At 65.6% G+C, this 18,532-nt stretch carries 17 protein-coding genes; 12 read left to right on the top strand and 5 right to left on the bottom strand.

The genetic code is table 11. The annotated features are described in order from the left end of the window. Nucleotides 1-66: 66 nt before the first annotated feature. Entirely contained in the window at nucleotides 67-1,071 is a 1,005-nt protein-coding gene (locus PG879_RS10825; RefSeq protein WP_010676018.1) for a substrate-binding domain-containing protein, read from the bottom strand. A gap of 216 nt (nucleotides 1,072-1,287) precedes the next feature. Here PG879_RS10825 and galE point away from each other — a divergent pair, with 216 nt between their 5' ends. From galE to bacA, 6 genes are all read left to right on the top strand, one after another. Continuing rightward, a complete protein-coding gene (gene galE / locus PG879_RS10820) occupies nucleotides 1,288-2,301 on the top strand; it encodes a UDP-glucose 4-epimerase GalE (protein ID WP_270830168.1) in 1,014 nt (337 codons plus the stop codon). 49 nt (nucleotides 2,302-2,350) lie between these two features. Then, nucleotides 2,351-3,409, top strand: coding sequence for a UDP-glucose--hexose-1-phosphate uridylyltransferase (locus PG879_RS10815; RefSeq protein ID WP_039039638.1), 1,059 nt, complete (start codon nucleotides 2,351-2,353; stop codon nucleotides 3,407-3,409). Further along, on the top strand, nucleotides 3,406-4,554 hold the full coding sequence (gene galK, locus PG879_RS10810) for a galactokinase (RefSeq protein WP_042882341.1): 1,149 nt from the start codon (nucleotides 3,406-3,408) through the stop codon (nucleotides 4,552-4,554). Before PG879_RS10815 ends, galK begins: the two co-directional genes overlap by 4 nt. A 27-nt stretch (nucleotides 4,555-4,581) precedes the next feature. After that, complete coding sequence (locus PG879_RS10805; protein WP_270830182.1) at nucleotides 4,582-5,649, top strand: galactose-1-epimerase; 1,068 nt, start codon at nucleotides 4,582-4,584, stop codon at nucleotides 5,647-5,649. 148 nt (nucleotides 5,650-5,797) lie between these two features. After that, the gene (locus tag PG879_RS10800; RefSeq protein ID WP_010676023.1) at nucleotides 5,798-6,793 is read left to right on the top strand and encodes an aldo/keto reductase; all 996 of its coding nucleotides are present in this window, start codon (nucleotides 5,798-5,800) and stop codon (nucleotides 6,791-6,793) included. A 254-nt stretch (nucleotides 6,794-7,047) separates the two neighbouring features. After that, entirely contained in the window at nucleotides 7,048-7,863 is an 816-nt protein-coding gene (gene bacA, locus PG879_RS10795; protein ID WP_010676024.1) for an undecaprenyl-diphosphate phosphatase, read from the top strand. A 112-nt stretch (nucleotides 7,864-7,975) separates the two neighbouring features. On the opposite strand, the gene PG879_RS10790 is transcribed toward bacA, so the two are convergent. The 3 genes from PG879_RS10790 to PG879_RS10780 all read right to left on the bottom strand — a co-directional run bounded on the left by PG879_RS10790 (nucleotide 7,976) and on the right by PG879_RS10780 (nucleotide 9,894). Then, entirely contained in the window at nucleotides 7,976-8,641 is a 666-nt protein-coding gene (locus tag PG879_RS10790; protein WP_010676025.1) for a ChrR family anti-sigma-E factor, read from the bottom strand. Continuing rightward, nucleotides 8,634-9,203 carry a sigma-70 family RNA polymerase sigma factor gene (locus PG879_RS10785; protein ID WP_010676026.1) on the bottom strand — a complete coding sequence of 190 codons (570 nt, stop codon included), beginning with the start codon at nucleotides 9,201-9,203 and terminating at the stop codon, nucleotides 8,634-8,636. The genes PG879_RS10790 and PG879_RS10785 overlap by 8 nt, the downstream gene beginning before the upstream one ends. 124 nt (nucleotides 9,204-9,327) lie before the next feature. Then, complete coding sequence (locus tag PG879_RS10780) at nucleotides 9,328-9,894, bottom strand: LON peptidase substrate-binding domain-containing protein (protein WP_010676027.1); 567 nt, start codon at nucleotides 9,892-9,894, stop codon at nucleotides 9,328-9,330. A 314-nt stretch (nucleotides 9,895-10,208) separates the two neighbouring features. On the opposite strand from PG879_RS10780, the gene argS reads away from it, so the two are divergent. The 4 genes from argS (at nucleotide 10,209) to hslU (ending at nucleotide 14,947) form a co-directional block, all read left to right on the top strand. Next, a complete protein-coding gene (gene argS, locus PG879_RS10775) occupies nucleotides 10,209-11,954 on the top strand; it encodes an arginine--tRNA ligase (protein WP_010676028.1) in 1,746 nt (581 codons plus the stop codon). 3 nt (nucleotides 11,955-11,957) lie between these two features. Then, a complete protein-coding gene (locus tag PG879_RS10770; protein ID WP_201902005.1) occupies nucleotides 11,958-12,806 on the top strand; it encodes an SPOR domain-containing protein in 849 nt (282 codons plus the stop codon). A 186-nt stretch (nucleotides 12,807-12,992) separates the two neighbouring features. Beyond that, nucleotides 12,993-13,526, top strand: a complete 534-nt coding sequence (gene hslV / locus PG879_RS10765) for an ATP-dependent protease subunit HslV (RefSeq protein ID WP_005340772.1) — start codon at nucleotides 12,993-12,995, stop codon at nucleotides 13,524-13,526. Between the two features lie 92 nt (nucleotides 13,527-13,618). Then, nucleotides 13,619-14,947 carry an HslU--HslV peptidase ATPase subunit gene (hslU, locus tag PG879_RS10760; RefSeq protein WP_010676031.1) on the top strand — a complete coding sequence of 443 codons (1,329 nt, stop codon included), beginning with the start codon at nucleotides 13,619-13,621 and terminating at the stop codon, nucleotides 14,945-14,947. 88 nt (nucleotides 14,948-15,035) lie between these two features. Here the strand turns inward: hslU and PG879_RS10755 are convergent, their stop codons facing one another. Then, the gene (locus PG879_RS10755) at nucleotides 15,036-16,460 is read right to left on the bottom strand and encodes an MFS transporter (protein ID WP_270830167.1); all 1,425 of its coding nucleotides are present in this window, start codon (nucleotides 16,458-16,460) and stop codon (nucleotides 15,036-15,038) included. A 168-nt stretch (nucleotides 16,461-16,628) separates the two neighbouring features. Here PG879_RS10755 and PG879_RS10750 point away from each other — a divergent pair, with 168 nt between their 5' ends. Both PG879_RS10750 and PG879_RS10745 read left to right on the top strand, forming a co-directional pair. Beyond that, the gene (locus tag PG879_RS10750) at nucleotides 16,629-17,549 is read left to right on the top strand and encodes a LysR family transcriptional regulator (RefSeq protein ID WP_270830166.1); all 921 of its coding nucleotides are present in this window, start codon (nucleotides 16,629-16,631) and stop codon (nucleotides 17,547-17,549) included. A 272-nt stretch (nucleotides 17,550-17,821) separates the two neighbouring features. Continuing rightward, nucleotides 17,822-18,463: a TetR/AcrR family transcriptional regulator gene (locus tag PG879_RS10745; RefSeq protein ID WP_270830165.1), complete on the top strand. Its 642-nt coding sequence runs from the start codon at nucleotides 17,822-17,824 to the stop codon at nucleotides 18,461-18,463. Nucleotides 18,464-18,532: the final 69 nt, after the last annotated feature.

Raw genomic sequence — 18,532 nt, 5'->3', positions numbered from 1 at the left:
TTTATGGGCTGCAGTCCGGGTTCGCCAGGCGCAGCGCTTGCGCCGACGGGGGCGCAAGCGCTGCGATCAGGACCTGACGGGAGCGACCGAATGGCGGTTGATCAGGGTGGGGGTATAGATGCGGCTCTGCACCGATTCGCTCTCCCCTGCGGCGAGTTGCAGCGCCAGCTTGGCCGCCTGGGCCGCCATCAGCTCGATGGGATAGCGCATGGTGGAGAGCTTGGGTCTCAGGTATCTGGCGTAGATGATGTCATCGAAGCCCACCACCGACACCTCTTCCGGCACCTTGAGGCCGTTGTCCGCCAGCACAGAGATGGCCCCTGCCGCCATGGCGTCGTTGTAGGCCACCACCGCCGTGATGGGCAACCCCTTGGCCAGCAGGTTGAGCATGGCGCGCTCGCCCCCCTCTTCATTGGGCATGCCGCTCTCCACCAGCTCGGGATCGGCGAAGACCTCCGCCTCCGCCAGGGCATCCTGATAGCCCTGGTGGCGCAACAGCGCATCCTCGATGGCGTGATCCGAGCTCAGGAAGGCGATATGGCGGTGGCCGAGATCCAGCAGATGACGGGTGGCGGTCGCCGCACCCTGGCGGTTGTTGAGGGCGATGCAGCGCCCCCTCAGACTCGGAATGTCGCGGTTGATCAGCACCATGCCGGGGGCGCGCAGGGCGTAGTCGACCAGCTCCTCGTCGCCGAGCGCCTTGCTGTGCACCACCAGTGCCTCGCAGCGTTTGCCGATGAGCAGCTCGATGGCCTCCCGCTCCTGCTGGGCGCGGTGAAAACCATTACCCATCAACAGGTGCAAGCCCTGCTCCACCGCCACCGCCGCGACCCCTTTGACCAGGGCGCCGAAGAAAGGATCCGCCACGTCCCCCACCACCACTCCCATGGTGTCACAGGTCTGGCTGACCAGGGCCCGCGCGTTGGCGTTGGGGGTATAGCCCAGCTCGGCCATGGCCTTCAGCACCACCTCGCGGGAGGCGGCACTGGCCTTGGGTGAGTTGTTCATCACCCGTGAAACCGTTGCCACTGACACATTGGCCAAACGGGCGACATCCTTGATGGTGCTCATGCTGTTTTCACTTATTTCACGCTGCAACTGGCCGCATTATACCGTTCAATGTCACTGATAACAGGGGGAAAAATCAGAACTTGCCACATTGGTCGATGAAAACAAGTGTAATCGTTTACACGTATTTGTTAAGCAGCTCACAGTTTGCCCGTCAGCCCCTCGGCTAGACTCCTGCTCAGGCTTTTCTGATGCGAGGAGTTGAGGGTGGAACAACGGATGAAAGTACTGGTCACCGGCGGTTGCGGTTACATCGGCAGCCACACCTGTCTGGCCTTGCAGGCCGCAGGCATGGAGCCCGTGGTGGTGGACAACCTCTGCAACAGCAAGGCGAGCGTCCTGACCCGTGTCGCCGCCATCAGCGGGCGCGAGCCCCGCTTCTACGAGGGGGACATCCGTGACCCGGCCCTGCTGGATCGCATCTTCAGGGAGCAGCACATCGACGCCGTGATCCACTTCGCCGCCCTCAAGGCGGTCGGCGAGTCGACCCGCATCCCGCTGGACTACTACGAGAACAACCTGAGCGGCACCCTGGTATTGCTGCAGGCGATGAAACGGGCCGGGGTACGCAATCTGGTGTTCAGCTCGTCGGCCACCGTCTACGGCGATCCCGCCAGCACCCCGATCCGGGAGGATTTCCCCCGCAGCGCCACCAACCCCTACGGCCGATCCAAGCTGATCATCGAGGAGATCCTCGAGGATCTGCAGCGGGCCGAGCCCCACTGGAGCATGACCCTGCTGCGCTATTTCAACCCCGTCGGCGCCCACGAGTCCGGCACCCTGGGGGAGGATCCCCAGGGCATCCCCAACAATCTGATGCCGTTTTTGACCCAGGTCGCCATCGGCCGACGCGACTGCCTCTCGGTCTTTGGTAACGATTACCCAACCATCGACGGCACCGGGGTGCGCGACTACATCCATGTGATGGATCTCGCAGAAGGGCACGTCAAGGCTCTGGAACACTGCGCCGGACGGGGCGGTGTCCACGCCTACAACCTGGGCACGGGCCAGGGCCAGAGCGTGTTGCAGATGGTCGCGGCGTTCGAGGCTGCCTGCGGTCGGCCCCTTCCCTACCGGATCGAGCCACGGCGCCCCGGCGACATCGCCGAGTGCTGGGCCGATCCCGCCAAGGCCGCTCGGGAACTGGACTGGCATGCCAGCCGGGATCTCGCTGCCATGTGCGCCGACAGCTGGCGCTGGCAGTCCGCCAACCCCAATGGTTACGAGGCGTAGGCCCTGGCCTGCGCCTTCGGATGTATTCAACTCACAGACTGGAGTGATGATGTTCAACCCCGTTGATCACCCCCACCGCCGCTTCAACCCGCTCACCGGCCAGTACGTGCTGGTCTCCCCTCACAGGGCCAAGCGCCCCTGGCAAGGCCAGGTCGAGAAGGTGAGCCTGGCGCCGAGCCAGGCCCATGATCCCGACTGCTTCCTCTGTGCGGGCAACACCCGGGTGACCGGCGATATCAACCCCGACTATCAGGGCACCTTCGTCTTTACCAACGACTTCGCCGCCCTGATGCAGGACACCCCGGCCGCTGACGCGGCGCCGGATCCCCTGCTGAAGCTGGAAGCCGCCCGGGGCACCAGCCGGGTCATCTGCTTCTCGCCGGATCACGGCAAGACCCTGCCCGAGCTGCCCCTGCCCGCCATCGAAGGGGTGATCACCACCTGGATGGACCAGGTGGCCGAGCTCTCTGACCAGTGGGAATGGGTCCAAGTCTTTGAAAACAAGGGCGCCGTCATGGGCTGCTCCAACCCGCACCCTCACGGCCAGCTCTGGGGCAGCGACTTCCTGCCCAACGAGATTGCCCGGGAAGAGGCGCACCAGCGCGCCTGGCTGGCCGAACACGGCCGCCCCCTGCTGCTGGACTATGTGGAGCGGGAGCTGGCGGATCGCTCCCGCATCGTGGTGGAGACGGCCCACTGGCTGGCGGTGGTGCCCTTCTGGGCGGCCTGGCCGTTCGAGACCCTGCTGCTGCCCAAGGCCCATGTTCCCTCCATGCTGGATCTCACCCGGGAACAGCAACAGGATCTGGCCATCGCGCTCAAGGAGCTCACCAGCCGCTACGACAACCTGTTCCAGTGCAGCTTCCCCTACTCCATGGGCTGGCACTTCGCCCCGCCCCGTTCCGACTGCCCCGAGGCGTGGCAACTGCACGCCCACTTCTATCCGCCCCTGCTGCGCTCCGCCACGGTGCGCAAATTCATGGTGGGCTTCGAGATGCTGGCCGAAACCCAGCGCGATCTCACCCCGGAACAGGCGGCGGAACGGCTGCGCGCCCTCAGTCCCATCCACTACAACGACCAGAACCAGTCCAACGAGGAGGCCCTATGACCCCGAGCCAGCGCGTCAGCGCCGTGTTTGCCGAGCAGTTTGAGCAACAACCCGACCTGCTGGTACGGGCTCCAGGCCGCGTCAACCTCATCGGCGAGCACACCGACTACAACGACGGCTTCGTGCTGCCCTGCGCCATCGACTACGAGACCTGCGTCGCCATCGGCCTGCGCGGCGACAACCTGGTCGAAGTGATCGCCGCCGACTACGACAACCAGCGCGACCGGTTCAGTCTCGATCAACCCATCGAGCACCACCCCAGCCAGCGCTGGAGCGACTATATCCGCGGCGTGGTGAAACACCTGCAGGCACGGGGCCACGCCCTGCGCGGCCTCAATCTGGTGGTCTCCGGCAACGTGCCCCAGGGGACGGGTCTCTCCTCCTCTGCTTCCCTGGAGGTGGCCATCGGCCAGGCCTTCAAGGAGGCCCAGGGGCTGGCCATCAGCCAGGCGGAAATCGCCCTCAACGGCCAGCAGGCGGAGAACCAGTTCGTCGGCTGCAACTGCGGCATCATGGATCAGATGATCTCCGCGAGCGGCAAGCAGGATCACGCCCTGCTGCTCGATTGCCGTTCCCTGGAGACCCGGCTCATCCCCATGCCCACCGATCTGGCGGTGCTCATCGTCAACTCCAACGTGCGCCGCGGCCTGGTGGACAGCGAATACAACACCCGTCGCCAGCAGTGCGAAACCGCCGCCCGTCACTACGGGGTCAAGGCCCTGCGGGATCTTGACCTGGCCACGCTGGAAGCGGGCAAGGCCGGTCTGGACGAGGCCTGCTATCGCCGTGCCCGCCACGTGGTCGGCGAGAACGCCCGCACTCTGGCGGCGGCCGATGCGCTGGCACAGGGCGATCTGGTGCGCCTCGGTGAGCTGATGGGCCAGTCCCACGCCGCCATGCGCGATGACTTCGAGATCACCGTGCCCCCCATCGACGGCCTGGTGGAGATCATCAAGGCCCGGATCGGCAGCGAAGGCGGTGTGCGCATGACCGGCGGCGGTTTTGGCGGCTGCGTGGTCGCCCTGCTGCGCCCCGAGAAGGTGGCCGAGGTGATCGCCGTGGTGGAGGCGGAATACCCGGCCCGTTTCGGCCTCAAGGCGGACTGCTACGTCTGCCGTGCCAGCGCAGGGGCCGGCAGACTGTAACGCACGCCTGACAACGGGTGACGCCCCCTGCCCGGCACTCGCGACGCCGGAAGGGGGCGACGGGATCACGACGGGGAACCGCAAACCATGATGAGATTCGAGCTGGAAAACGAGGAGGGACTGCGGCTGCGCGGTCTCGCATACGGGGCCACCCTCACCTCCCTCACCCTGCCGGTGGCGGGAGAGCGGCGGGAGGTGCTGCTGGGTTGCGCCGACGAGGCCTACCTCACCCAGCAGGTATGGCTGGGGGCCGTGGCGGGGCGCTTTGCCAACCGCATCGGCGGCGCCCGCCTTGAGCGGGAAGGCCAGTGCTGGACGCTGGACGCCAACCAGGGGGCCAACTGCCTGCACGGCGGGCGCGACGGGTTCCATCGCCGCACCTGGCAGATCAAGGAGCAGGAGGCGGACAGGGTCAAGCTGGCGCTCCTCTCCCGGGCGGGGGATCAAGGCTTTCCCGGCAATCTGAGGGTGAGCCTGGAGTATCGGCTGGAGCAGTGCGATCTGGTGGTCGATTTCTGCGCCAGCACGGACGCTCCCAGCCCGGTCAGCCTCACCAGCCACGCCTACTTCAACCTGGATGGCGGTGGCGACATCCGCCACCACACCATCAGCCTAGACGCCGACCGCTACCTGCCCACGGATGACCAGAGCCTGCCGCTGGCCATCGCCCCGGTGGAAGGCCCCTTCGATCTGCGCGCCCCCCGCCCCATCGGCCAGGCGTGGCTGGACCACCCCCAGCAGGAGTTGGCCAAGGGGTACGATCACGCATTTCTGCTCAACAACAGCGATTTTGAGCCTGTTGATGAGCCGTTTGGTGGGTTCAATCAGCCATGGGCCGCCCGGGTGATCTCGGGGGATGGCAAGCTGACCATGGCGGTCTACACCAACCAGCCCTCCCTGCAGTTCTACAGCGGCAACTGGCTGACCGGCACACCGGATCGTCAGGGCCGACCCTACCGGGATTACGACGGCTTCTGCCTGGAGGCCCAGCAATTGCCCGACAGCCCGAACCGGCCCGCCCTCGGCGATCCCTGGTTGCTGCCGGGGCAGCGTTATCGCCACCAGACCCGTTATCGCTTTATTCCTGCCCCCTGACAGCCCCGCTCGGGCAGACGAAGGGGCCCGGGCGCGCCGCCACGTCATGGCGGCCCCGGCCCCGATGGCAACGCCGAATCAGCCGGAGTGAGGCCCGCCGCAGGGCACGTCGCTCCTCATTGCACACCAGCCAAGGAACCGCACCGTGATGGATGACAACTACCTCGCCGCCCCCGACCGCTACCAGCGCCAGCCCTACCGACCGGCGGGCCGCCACGGCCTGCGCCTGCCCGGCATCGGTCTGGGCCTTTGGCACAACTTCGGCGCCGGGAGCGATCCCGCCACCGCGAAGGCCATGGTGCATCAGGCGTTCGATCTGGGGATCACCCACTTCGATCTCGCCAACAACTACGGGCCGCCGCCGGGATCTGCCGAACTGACCTTCGGCACGCTGCTAAAGAGGAGCCTGGCTCCCTATCGGGACGAGCTCATCATCGCCAGCAAGGCGGGCTACGTGATGTGGGACGGCCCCTACGGCGATGGCGGCAGCGCCAAGTACCTCTTCGCCAGCCTGCACCAGAGCCTGCGCCGTCTGGGCCTCGACTACGTGGACATCTTCTATCACCACAGGCCGGATCCCCGCACCCCGCTCGAGGAGACCTGCCAGGCCCTGGCCCTGATGGTGCGCCAGGGCAAGGCGCTCTACATCGGCCTCTCCAACTACCCGGCCCCGCTCGCGGCCAAGGCTGCCGCCCGGCTGGCGGAGCTCGGCACCCCCTGCCTGGTCAACCAGCTCAAATACTCCCTGTTCCAACGCGATATTGAGCCCGACACCCTGCCGGCCTGCCGGGAGCACGGCATGGGGGTGGTCGCCTTCTCGCCCCTGGCGGGGGGGCTGCTGAGCGATCGCTACCTGGCGGGCATTCCCGCGGATTCCCGCGCCGCCAGTGCCAGCCCCTTCCTCACGGCGGACCAGATCACCGAGGAGAAGCTCGCCACCGTCCGCGCCCTGCATGCACTGGCCCTGCAACGGGGTCAGTCCCTGTCGCAACTCGCACTGCAATGGGTGCTGCGCGACCCCGTGGTGAGCTGCGCCCTGATCGGCGCCAGCCATCCCCAACAGATAACGAGCGCCGTCGACGCCCTGGGGCAGCCCCCCCTGGACGATGATCTTCAACAGAAAATCCTGTCCATATTGGCCTGACAGCACAAAGAGATCATAAAACAGAGGGCATCTGGCGTGACTGCCCTGTCAGAACGTGACGGGGCAGTCATGGCTTCTGACAGCATGCGGCAAGCCGCGCCCTGCATGGTCCGCCAGCGCCCTTTCCCGGCCGGAACAGGGCGCTGAAATCCCCAATATTCACTGGTTGCCCGCGCTATTTTCCGCCATCATTGGCCGCCCCGACCCGTTCGGGGTTGATTTTATCCAGACCCCATAACCAAGAGATCTGCACCATGACCGAATCCTACGCCCTGTTCGTCGCCTTTGTGCTGGGCATAGTGGAAGGCCTGACCGAGTTCCTCCCCGTCTCCTCCACCGGCCACATGATCATCGTCGGCCACCTCCTCGGGTTTGAAGGACCCAAGGCCGCCACCTTCGAGGTGGTGATCCAGCTCGGCTCCATCCTGGCAGTGGTCGTCATGTTCTGGCGCCGCCTGTTCGGACTCATCGGCATTCACTTCGGTCAGAAACCGACCCCGGGCCACGCGACCCTCTCCCTGGTGCACGTCATCCTCGGCATGCTGCCCGCCGTGGTCGTCGGGCTGGCTATCCACAGCTGGATCAAGGCCAATCTGTTCGGGCCGGAAACCGTGATGTATGCCCTGGTGGCCGGCGGCATCCTGCTCATCATCGCCGAAAAGTTCCGCCCCGCCGTGACCGCGGAGACCCTGGACGACATCAGCTACAAGCAGGCCTTCGGCATCGGCCTGTTCCAGTGCCTGGCTCTCTGGCCCGGTTTCTCCCGCTCCGGCGCCACCATCAGCGGCGGCATGCTGATGGGCATCAGCCGCCACGCGGCAGCGGAATTCTCCTTCATCATGGCGGTACCCATGATGATCGCGGCCAGCGGCCTGGATCTCTACAAGAGCCGCGATTTCCTCTCCATGGCGGACTTCCCCATGTTTGCGGTGGGCTTCGTCACCGCCTTCGTGGTGGCCATGGTCGCCATCAAGACCTTCCTGGCGCTGATCCGTCGTCTCGACTTCATCCCGTTCGCCATCTACCGCTTCCTGCTGGCCTTCGTCGTCTACCTGGTCTTCGTGGCCTGATGGGCTTCGCCGCCAAGCAACACAAAAGGGACCCGAGGGTCCCTTTTTTCATGCCGTGATACCGCCTCAGTCGCGCGGCAGCCCGCGATCACCGGGCAGCCGTGAGCCCAACTCAATAGAGGTGCTGACTGATGCCGTTGAGCAGCCGTGACAGCCCCTTGGTGAACTGCACAGGGGCATCCTGCACCGTGTAGCAGAGGCAGCCGTCCGGGGTACGGGGGCTGTGGGCGTGGCTGGCGTCGCGCCAGATGAAGTCCCCCGCCTGATAGCGGGTGTCGCCATCCTCGATGGTGCCCGCCAGCAGCAGGGTCAGCTCATATCCCTTGTGGGTGTGCTCCGGGATCCGGCCCCCCGCCTCGATGTGGAGCAGGTTGGCCCGCGCCCCCATCTCGTCCAGGGGCAGGCTGACCTGACGGATGGCCCCGAGATGACGCCACCTGGGGGCATGATGCCGTGCCAATGCCCGCGGCAGCCGGTAACTGTGACCCGCCACCCTGAGCTCTGGCCTCGGGCTTTCGGGAAGGGCGAGCGCCGCCTCCGTCGCCACCGGCTGTTGCAGTATGCCCGCCAGCATGGCATCGAATCCGGCGGGCAGCGCCTCGTCCGGCGCATCAGGGGCGAGATGCTGGCACGCCAGCGCCTCTTCAAATTCCTTCACCCGGGCGGCGCACTCGGGGCAGAACTCGCAATGGGCGGAGACACCGACGGCCAGCGGCAGGGGCAGCTCGTCGGCGGCGAAGGCGCGCAGCATGGGTTCAGTCGGATGGGTCTTAATCATGGCCTTGCTCCACTTGTTCCTTCAGTTTCTGTAGTGCCAGCCGCAGCCGGGACTTGATGGTGCCAAGGGGCACGCCGAGCCGGTCGGCCAGCTCCTGCTGGGAGAGCTCCTGCAGGTAGATGCCGCGCACTACCTGCTGCTGCGGCTCCGGCAGCGTGGCGACATAGTGGGCCATCTGGCGGGTCAGCACCGCGTCTTCACCGCCGCTCAGGTGCTCCTCTTCGGCCCGGAACTCCAGCAGCGGCCAGATCTCCTCGGCGCAGAGCTCCTCCTTGCTGGCGCGGCGGCGGCGCAGCATGTCAAAGCTCTGGTTGCGCATCACAGTGTAGATCCAGGTGGTGGCGGCGCCCTTGTCGGGGTGATAGAGCCGTGCCTTCTGCCAGACCAGCAGCATGGTCTCCTGCACCAGTTCCATGGCGTTGGCTTCGCTGCCGAGGTGGCGCAGCCCATAGCTGCGGATGCGCGGCGCGAAGTGGTGGAACAGGGTGGCGAAGGCAGCCTTGTCGGCACGCTCGGCCACCCGGACCAGCAAAGATGTGAGGTCGCCGTCTGGGTTGTCCATGGGGGGCGATGTCCTGCGTGGAGCCGATTGTGGTTGGCCAGTATATGCCATTGCGCCATCCCTCGCGTGTGGTGTTCACCCCCAATACGGTGAGCGAGGAAAAAGGATCACCGGGAAGGGGAATTCAATGGCTCGCGACCAGCAGACCGCTCAGCAGGGAGAGAGTGGGCTGGTTGTCCTTGGCCGCCACCAGCCACTGTTTTTGTTCCACCGGGATGGGCAGCACCTCCAGCCAGCGCTGGGCGACCCAGCTCGCATCCTCCCAGTCCGGCTCCGGATAGAGGGCCGCGTACTCCGGATAGTCGTTGAACACGTCCTGCAACGCCTTGGCCAGGGAGTGCTGATCCGCCTGGAGCCTGCCGCTCTGCCAGGGGGGCAGGGGCTCCACCTCACCGACCCGCAGACCGTCCTCTTCCTGCCAGAGATCCGTGATGCGCACCCGCTCCACCCCGAGCACCGTGATGCCGAGCAAACCATCGGGCAGCAGATCGAAATCGATGATGCGCACCCGGGTGGCGATGGGGTACATGTTGCGCAGCGCGTCGGGCTGGCGGGGGTCCAGCATGCAGAGCGCGAACTCCCGCTCCCGGGACTCGGCGATCATGCGCTGGTATCTGGGCTCGAAGATGCGCAGCGGCATGATGCCGCCCGGCAGCAGGTGAGCGGAGAGTGGAAACAGTACCAGTGTCATGGGAATCATCCTCCAACGGCGTCCTCAAAGGATACGACCGCCACGGGAAGCGGGATCATTCAGATCGAATCGGTATAAATAACCCTGTCATAATCAGGGGAAAATAGCCTGGACAAGCCGTTTCGTTATGCAGTAGAAATGGATAACCACCACTTACCCAAATCAATATCCTGCAATGTGGTGGAAAATGCAGTGAAATATCCGCCACGCCCACGGGTGCGGGCCGTTCCTATAGTTTTCTCGGCCCGATGCGGGTAAAATTCACGCCCTTATCCAGTCAGTCACTTTTCGACGCGCAACCTCGGTGGTCAGTTATGAAAGAGCATATTCATCATCTACTTGAACAAACGGTAGCCAATCTCAAGTCCGCAGGCGTCCTGCCCGCCGACCTGGAAGCCCGGGTGCAAGTAGACCGATGCAAGGAGAAGGCTCACGGCGACCTGGCCACCAACCTGGCCATGCTGCTGGCCAAACCGGCCCGCAAGAACCCCCGCGAGCTGGCCGCTGCCATCATCGAGCACCTGCCTGCCTCCGATCTGATCGCCAAGGTCGAGATCGCCGGCCCCGGCTTCATCAACTTCTTCTTCGACCCGAGCTGGCTGGCCGGTCAGGTGGAAGCCATGGTGACCTCCGACAACGCCAACGTGAAGCTGCCGGCGCCGCAGACCGTGGTGGTGGACTACTCCGCCCCCAACGTGGCCAAGGAGATGGCGGTGCACCACATCCGCTCCACCGTGCTCGGTGACGTGGCCGCCCGCGCCCTCGAATTCCTGGGCCACAAGGTGGTGCGTGCCAACCACATCGGCGACTGGGGCACCCAGTTCGGCATGCTGATCGCCTATCTGGAGAAGATGGCCAACGAGCACGCCTCCGACATGGAACTCAAGGACCTGGAAGCCTTCTACACCCAGGCCAAGCGTCACTATGACGAAGACGAAGCCTTCGCCGAGCGCGCCCGCAACTACGTGGTGAAACTGCAAGGTGGCGATGAGTACTGCCGCACCATGTGGAAGAAGCTGGTCGACATGACCATGGAGCAGAACCAGCGCAACTACGACCGTCTGAACATCTCCCTGTCCAACAAGGACATCATGGGCGAGTCCATGTACAACGACATGCTGCCGCAGATCGTTGCCGACCTGAAAGCCAAGGGGCTGGCAGTCGAGAGCGAAGGGGCCACCGTGGTCTTCTTGGACGAGTTCAAGAACAAGGATGGCGAGCCCATGGGCGTCATCATCCAGAAGAGCGACGGCGGTTTCCTCTACACCACCACCGACATCGCCTGCGCCAAATACCGTTACGAGAACCTGGGCGCCGACCGGGTCATGTACTTCATCGACTCCCGTCAGCACCAGCACCTGATGCAGGCCTGGACCATCACCCGCAAGGCGGGCTACGTGCCGGAGTCCGTGCCCCTCGAGCACCACGCCTTCGGCATGATGCTGGGCAAGGACGGCCGTCCCTACAAGACCCGCTCCGGCGGCACCGTCAAGCTGGTTGACCTGCTGAACGAAGCGGAAGAGCGCGCCAGCGCCCTGCTGGAGAGCCGCAACAGCGACCTCTCTGCCGAAGAGAAGGCCCAGGTGGTGCACGCCATCGCCATGGGCGCGGTCAAGTATGCGGATCTCTCCAAGAACCGCACCACCGACTACATCTTCGACTGGGATCTGATGCTCTCCTTTGAAGGCAACACCGCCCCCTACCTGCAATACGCCTACACCCGTATCCAGTCCATCTTCCGCAAGGCCGGCGTCGATGCCGATACCCTGAGCGGCAAGGTGGTCCTGAGCGAAGATGCCGAAGAGACCCTGGCCCAGAAGCTGATCCAGTTCTCCGACGCGGTCAACGGCGTGGCGGACAAGGGGATGCCGCACCTGCTCTGTACCTATCTGTACGAGCTCTCCGGCAACTTCATGACCTTCTACGAAGCCTGCCCGATCAACAAGGACGGCGTGGACGAGGCGACCCGCCAGAGCCGTCTGCTGCTGTGCGCCGCCACCGCCAAGGTGCTCAAGCTGGGCCTGGGCGTGCTGGGCATCCACACCCTGGAGCGCATGTAATAGATGGCGACCCGGGATTACGTCGGCAACAGCCCGAGACGACGGGCGGGTGGCCGTAACATCAAGAAAGCGGCCCCTCGCCGCTTTCCTGTTATCCCGGCACTGCTGGCCGGGGCCCTGGTCGTCGGTTTCGGCGCCTTCCTCTACCTCATCAACGGCAAGGGCGCCGATGCCCCCACCATCGAAGAGCAGGTGAAGGCCAACAAACCCAAGGCACAGGGCAATACCCTGCCCCAGGAGAAGTGGAGCTACATCGAGCGGCTGGAGAACAAGCAGGTGGACATCATAGAGCCGCCGCCCCAGCCGGGCGTGCTGCCGCCCCCGCCTGCCGAGACCATGACCCTGCAACCGGAGAAGCTGCCCAAGCCGGTCGCGACCGACATTCCCCAGCCGGGAACCCCCATAGGTCAGGTGAAGCCCTATCAGCCGCAACCGGTGCAGCCGACCAAGCCGGCCACCGGCGCCCCGGTCGCCAGTGCCCGGGAGCAGGTGATCGACCAGAAGGCCGAGCGTGAGCGGATGGAGCGGGAGATCCGCGCCGAACTGGAGCGGGAGCGTGCCGAGGCCGCCAGGGCCAAGGCGGCGACCCAGACTACCCAGACCGCAGCCGCCGACGGCGGTCGCTACATGATGCAGTGTGCCGCCCTGCGCTCCCAGGATTCCGCAGAATCCCTCAAGGCGCGCATCGCCTTCACCGCCGGGCTCTCCTCCAGCCTGCAGGTGGTGAACGGGGCCGGTGGCGCCGTCTACAAGGTGATGGTGGGCCCCTTCAACGGCAAGGCGGCGGCCGACGCGGCCAACCGCAAGCTGCAGGGCTCGGGCATCAGCGGCTGCATCCCCAAGAAGGGGTGATCGCCGCGTCCATGCACAGGGCCGGGTGGCAACACCCGGCCCTGTTTCTTTTGGCGCCATCCCGCGCCCACCCGATCCCTCCCCCGCGATCCGTGCTCGGCACAGGCTTGAAAAGCCGTTTTGCCATCCCCATCTTTTCCTCCATGCACAGTCAGGCCGTCATTCGGCTCAAGCGAGGTAAGTAAAGTGACTACCATAGTTTCAGTTCGCCGCAACGGTCAGGTCGTCATCGGTGGCGATGGCCAAGTTTCTCTTGGCAACACCGTCATGAAGGGCAACGCCCGCAAGGTTCATCGCCTCTACAACGGCAAGGTACTGGCTGGTTTCGCCGGCGGCACCGCCGACGCCTTCACCCTGCTCGAGCGCTTCGAAGCCAAACTGCAGGCCCATCAGGGCAACTTGGAGCGCGCCGCCGTGGCGCTGGCCAAGGACTGGCGCACCGATCGCGCCCTGCGCCGCCTCGAAGCCCTGCTGGCCGTCGCCGACGAGCACAAATCCTTCATCATCACCGGCAACGGTGACGTGGTGCAGCCGGAGCACGATCTCATCGCCATCGGCAGCGGCGGCAACTTCGCCCAGTCCGCCGCCATCGCCCTGCTGGAGAACACCGAGCTCGACGCCAGGACCATCGTCGAGAAGTCCCTCAAGATTGCGGGCGACATCTGCGTCTTCACCAACGGCAACCACACCATCGAAGTGCTGGATTATTCAGCCAAATAAGCCGGCGAAATAGGGCTGCCAAATAAGGCCGCCAGCCAAACCCCATTTTCCAAGGGGTGGGCCCTGCCCGCCCCGGATACAGGAACGCCACCATGTCCGAGATGACCCCGAGAGAAATCGTCCACGAGCTGGACAGACACATCATTGGTCAGGCCGACGCCAAGCGCGCGGTCGCCGTCGCCCTGCGCAACCGCTGGCGCCGGATGCAACTCTCCGAGGAGATGCGCCACGAGGTGACCCCAAAGAACATCCTGATGATCGGCCCGACCGGCGTAGGCAAGACCGAGATCGCCCGTCGCCTGGCCAAGCTGGCCAACGCCCCCTTCATCAAGGTGGAAGCGACCAAGTTCACCGAAGTGGGCTATGTGGGCAAGGAAGTGGACAGCATCATCCGCGATCTGACCGATGTCGCCATCAAGCTGGTGCGCGAGACCGAGATGGAGAAGATGAAATACCGCGCCGAGGAAGCCGCCGAAGAGCGCATCCTCGACGCCCTGCTGCCCAACCCGCGCAACAGCTGGGGTGAGGAAGAGAAAGCCGACAACTCCAACACCCGCCAGATCTTCCGCAAGAAACTGCGGGAAGGTCAGCTGGATGACAAAGAGATCGAGCTGGATCTGGCCGCCTCCCCCATGGGTGTCGAAATCATGACCCCGCCGGGCATGGAAGAGATGGCCAACCAGTTGCAGGGACTGTTCCAGAACCTGGGCCAGAACCAGAAGAAGAAGCGCAAGATCAAGGTCAAGGAGGCCATGAAGGCGCTGATCGAAGAGGAAGCAGCCCGCCTGGTCAACCCGGAAGAGCTGAAGCAGAAGGCCATCGCCTCCGTCGAGAACAATGGCATCGTCTTCCTCGACGAGATCGACAAGATCTGCAAGCGCGGCGAGAGCTCGGGCCCGGACGTTTCCCGTGAAGGGGTTCAGCGCGACCTGCTGCCGCTGGTCGAGGGCTGCACCGTCAACACCAAGCACGGCATGGTCAAGACCGATCACATCCTGTTTGTCGCCTCCGGTGCCTTCCAGATCGCCAAGCCGTCCGACCTCATCCCCGAGCTGCAGGGCCGTCTGCCGATCCGGGTCGAGCTGACCGCCCTGACCACCGAAGACTTCGAGCGCATCCTGACCGAGCCGAACGCCTCCCTGACCGATCAGTACAAGGCGCTGATGGCCACCGAAGGGGTCAACATCGAGTTCACCCAGGATGGTATCCGCCGTCTGGCCGAAGCGGCCTGGCAGGTCAACGAGCGCACCGAGAACATCGGCGCCCGTCGTCTGCACACCGTGATGGAGCGGCTGATGGAAGACATCTCCTACGACGCCTCCGAGAAGTCAGGCGAGACCTTCGTCATCAACACCGACTACGTCAACGCCCACCTCGGCAAACTGATTGAAGACGAGGATCTGAGCCGCTTCATTCTGTAACAGGTTGATCGATAACGAGGAGCTGAGCGGTTTACTATCCTGCTCAACCCCATAGCAAGACGCCTCCCCTGTGGAGGCGTCTTCGTTTTCAGCGTTCTTCCGACTCGCAGCCGTCCCGGGCCACATCACCCTGCACGGCACGCTCCTCCCTTCCCGCCAACCAGAGCGCACTCATCAGCAGCAAGGCCGTCAGGGCGAAGGTGACCCGGGTGGCAAACGCCAGCTCGTCCGCCGTCGCGAGGGGGAGATCGGGCCGCCCCGCCAGGGCGGCGAACAGGCCCCCCAGCCCCGCCGCCCCCGTCAGCTGGCCCAGGTTGCGCGACAGGGTCAGCAGCCCGGCCACGGCGCCCCGGCTCGCCCCCTCCGCCTCCCCCACCACGGCGCTGTTGTTGGCGGTCTGGAACAGGGCATAACCGGCGGTGAGCAGCAGGATGGGCAGCAGGTAGCCGAGGGGCCCGAGCGCCCTGTCCAGCAGGGCCAGCAAGACGGCGGCCACCACCATGAGCCCCATGCCGAGGCGCACCACAGGGTTCGCCCCCACCCTGTCCACCAGCCAGCCGGCGGGCATGCCGGACAGCGCCGCCAGCAGGGGGCCCATGGAGATCATCAGCCCCACCGTCCCCATGTCGAGGGCAAAGGCGCCGTGCAGGTAGAAAGGACCGATCAGCAGCGTCGCCACCATGACGCTGGCCACCAGCGCACTGGCGATGATCCCGCCTCTTCGCCTGGACGCCCCCAACAGCGCCAGGGGCAGCAGGGGGCGACGGGCGCCCGAGTCGGCACGCACGAAGAGCACCATGGCGACGAGCGCCCCTATCCCCGGCCAGACCCCGAGCGGGCTGCCCCGGGTCAGTGCCAGCCCGTAGCAGAGCAGCGCCGTCACCAGCAGCAACAGACTGGTGAGCGGGAGGCCTCCCTCGGCAGAGCCCGCCTCATCCCGGGGCAGATCCCGCCAGGCACACCCCAGGGCCAGCAACGTCAGGGGGAGCAGCAGCAGGAAGGGAGCCTGCCAGCCAAATCCGCCGATCAACAGGCCGCCGAAGGAGGGGCCGAGCGCCGTGCCGCAGGCCGACAGGGTGCCGAGCAATCCCATGCTCCAGCCCCGTCGGGCTGGCGGCACCAGCTCTCCTGCCATGGCCAGCGAGAGCACCAGCATGCAGGCCGCACCCGCCCCTTGCAGGGTGCGAGCGGCAATGAGCCAGCCAATGGAAGGGGCCAGGGCGCACAGCAGGGAAGCCAGCGCAAAGACCCCGGTCCCCCAGAGCAGCACGCGACGCCGCCCCAGACGATCCCCGAGCCGGCCCGCCACCACCGTCAGACTGGTGATCCCAAGCAGGTAGGCCACCAGCACCCATTGCAGGCTGGCGAAGGGCACGCCGAAGTCCTGCCCCAGGGCAGGAAGCACCAGGTTGGCCATGCTGCCCGCCAGCATGGGCAGCAGGGTGGCGAGCCCGAGCCCCGCGAGACCAAGACGGCGCGTCACGGGAGGGGAAACAAGAAGTGGTGTGGACATGGCAGTCTCTCCGGCAAGTGATGATGCACTCAGGCTAGCGGGGGAGATGACAAGGCGGAAGACGCACGGATTGCAGCTTATAGTTGCATCAGACGCCATATGAAGAGACGGCAACTCGCGTATCATGAAGGGGTCGGCCCGTCAGGCGCCGCCTGCGAGGAGACGACCATGACCCCGGATTTCAACCTGCTGATCACCCTGGATGCCCTGCTGGAAGAGGGCAGTGTGGCGGGCGCCGCCAGACGGCTAGGCCTGAGTGCTTCCGCCATGAGCCGGGCCCTGGCAAGGCTGCGGGAGACCACGGGGGATCCGCTGCTGGTGCGGGCGGGACGCGGCCTGCTCCCCACCCCCCGGGCGCAGATCCTGCGGGATGAGGTCGCCCGCCTTGTTCAGGAGACCCGGGCCGTGCTGCGCCCCCTGCAGGAAGTAGACCCGGCGAGCCTGGAGCGCACCTTCCGCCTGCGATCCAGTGACGGCTTCGTGGAGGCGGTAGGCCCCGCCCTGCTGGCGCGCCTTGCCGTCGAGGCCCCCGGGGTGCGCCTGCACTTTCTGGCCAAACCCGACAAGGAGAGCGGCCCCCTGCGCCGTGGCGAGCTGGACTTCGAGACCGGAGTCATCGGCGCCACCACGGCCCCCGAGCTGCGCACCCAGGCCCTGTTCCAGGACCACTTCGTCGCCGTGGTGCACCCGGACCACCCCCTCTGCGACGGCACCCTGACCGTGGCGCGCTATGCCGCCGCCCGCCACGTGCTGGTCTCCCGCCGGGGCCAGCCTCACAGCCCCATCGACGAAATTCTCGCAGGCCAGGGGAGGCGGCGCACCATCACCACCCTGGTTCCCGGGTTTGCGACGGCGCTGGCCCTGGTCAGGGAGAGCAATCTGGTGGCGACGGTGCCGCACCTGCACTGCGCCAGCCTGCTCGGCGATCTGGTCACCCTGCCCCTGCCCTTCGCTCTGCCAGGGATCCGGGTCGCCCTGCTCTGGCACCCCAGTCAGGATGCCGATCCGGGCCACCGCTGGCTGCGCGCCCTGATACGGGACACCTGTGCCCGCCCCCCCTATCACACCGAGGCCACCGACACCCCCTGATCCGGGTCAGGCAGCTCCCGGCTCCATCACCAGCCTCTTGTGGCCCGGGCACCCGCACCCGGGGCCTGAAGCGCCTGTCACCACCCCGTCACACCGACATGCCTGTGGCTTGGGCACAAACGGTGGATCCTTCCCCCTGCCGGACGGGGATCACGGCCCCTCAGAGCGGGGCGGATCACATTGCGGGCAAAAAGATCCTGCCGCCCGCTTCCGCATTTTTTATACGGGCGTATAATTGTGTGCAAAATGCATACACCAGGAGCGCCAGCCAGATGCACCCCACCCGTCAGAAACTGCTCGATACCGGCCTCGCCATCGCCACCGAGAAAGGGCTGCGCGGCCTGACGGTGCGCGAGCTGGCGGCAGCGGCCGAGGTGAACCTCGGCTCCTTCGTCTACCACTTCGGCAACCGCGACGCCTTTATCGACGAGTTGGTCGAGCTCTGGTACGCCCCCCTCTATGACGAGCTCAAGGCGGTGGCAGCCAAAGGCTCCTACTCCTCTGCCATCGCCATGTTCGAGGCGACCATGGAGGCGCTGATCGGGCTGGTGGCGCGCCAGCGCGGCTTCATCAACCACCTGTTTGGCGATGCCTTGGCGGGTGAAGGGGCGGCCCAGCGCTTTCTGCTCAGTCTGCCGCGCCGTCATCCCCTGCTGCTGATCGAGCAGGTACGGATGGCACAGGCGGAAGGGTCGCTGGTCGCGGGTCACCCGCTCCAGCTGATGATCTTCATCATGGGGTCGGTCGGCCTGCCGCTGGTGATCGCCGGCAGCGGTCGCCAGCTCGGCTGGCTGCCCGAACAGGCCGCCCCCTTTCTCAGCCAGATAGACAACCCCGAGGCCGCCAGACAGCGGCTGGTATGGGCCCTGCGCGGCCTGCGCCCCACCGGCATCAAGGAAGGAGAAACGGCATGAAACAACCCATCGCCATCATCCCTATGGCAGCTCCGCTGCTGGCCGTTTTCGGTGGTGACCTCTGGCTGC

The sequence above is a fragment of the Aeromonas sp. QDB63 genome, from assembly GCF_027707425.1.
GTDB classification, from domain to species: Bacteria; Pseudomonadota; Gammaproteobacteria; order Enterobacterales; family Aeromonadaceae; genus Aeromonas; species Aeromonas caviae.
The sequence above is the reverse complement of the archived record's forward strand: the minus strand, read 5'-3'. Positions and strand labels throughout refer to the sequence as shown.

Coding starts and splice junctions, on each gene's coding strand:
- PG879_RS10825 (WP_010676018.1), bottom strand. CDS start 1,071: ATGAGCACCATCAAGGATGTCGCCCGTTTGGCCAATGTGTCAGTGGCA.
- galE (WP_270830168.1), top strand. CDS start 1,288: ATGAAAGTACTGGTCACCGGCGGTTGCGGTTACATCGGCAGCCACACC.
- PG879_RS10815 (WP_039039638.1), top strand. CDS start 2,351: ATGTTCAACCCCGTTGATCACCCCCACCGCCGCTTCAACCCGCTCACC.
- galK (WP_042882341.1), top strand. CDS start 3,406: ATGACCCCGAGCCAGCGCGTCAGCGCCGTGTTTGCCGAGCAGTTTGAG.
- PG879_RS10800 (WP_010676023.1), top strand. CDS start 5,798: ATGGATGACAACTACCTCGCCGCCCCCGACCGCTACCAGCGCCAGCCC.
- bacA (WP_010676024.1), top strand. CDS start 7,048: ATGACCGAATCCTACGCCCTGTTCGTCGCCTTTGTGCTGGGCATAGTG.
- PG879_RS10790 (WP_010676025.1), bottom strand. CDS start 8,641: ATGATTAAGACCCATCCGACTGAACCCATGCTGCGCGCCTTCGCCGCC.
- PG879_RS10785 (WP_010676026.1), bottom strand. CDS start 9,203: ATGGACAACCCAGACGGCGACCTCACATCTTTGCTGGTCCGGGTGGCC.
- PG879_RS10780 (WP_010676027.1), bottom strand. CDS start 9,894: ATGACACTGGTACTGTTTCCACTCTCCGCTCACCTGCTGCCGGGCGGC.
- argS (WP_010676028.1), top strand. CDS start 10,209: ATGAAAGAGCATATTCATCATCTACTTGAACAAACGGTAGCCAATCTC.
- PG879_RS10770 (WP_201902005.1), top strand. CDS start 11,958: ATGGCGACCCGGGATTACGTCGGCAACAGCCCGAGACGACGGGCGGGT.
- hslU (WP_010676031.1), top strand. CDS start 13,619: ATGTCCGAGATGACCCCGAGAGAAATCGTCCACGAGCTGGACAGACAC.
- PG879_RS10755 (WP_270830167.1), bottom strand. CDS start 16,460: ATGTCCACACCACTTCTTGTTTCCCCTCCCGTGACGCGCCGTCTTGGT.
- PG879_RS10750 (WP_270830166.1), top strand. CDS start 16,629: ATGACCCCGGATTTCAACCTGCTGATCACCCTGGATGCCCTGCTGGAA.
- PG879_RS10745 (WP_270830165.1), top strand. CDS start 17,822: ATGCACCCCACCCGTCAGAAACTGCTCGATACCGGCCTCGCCATCGCC.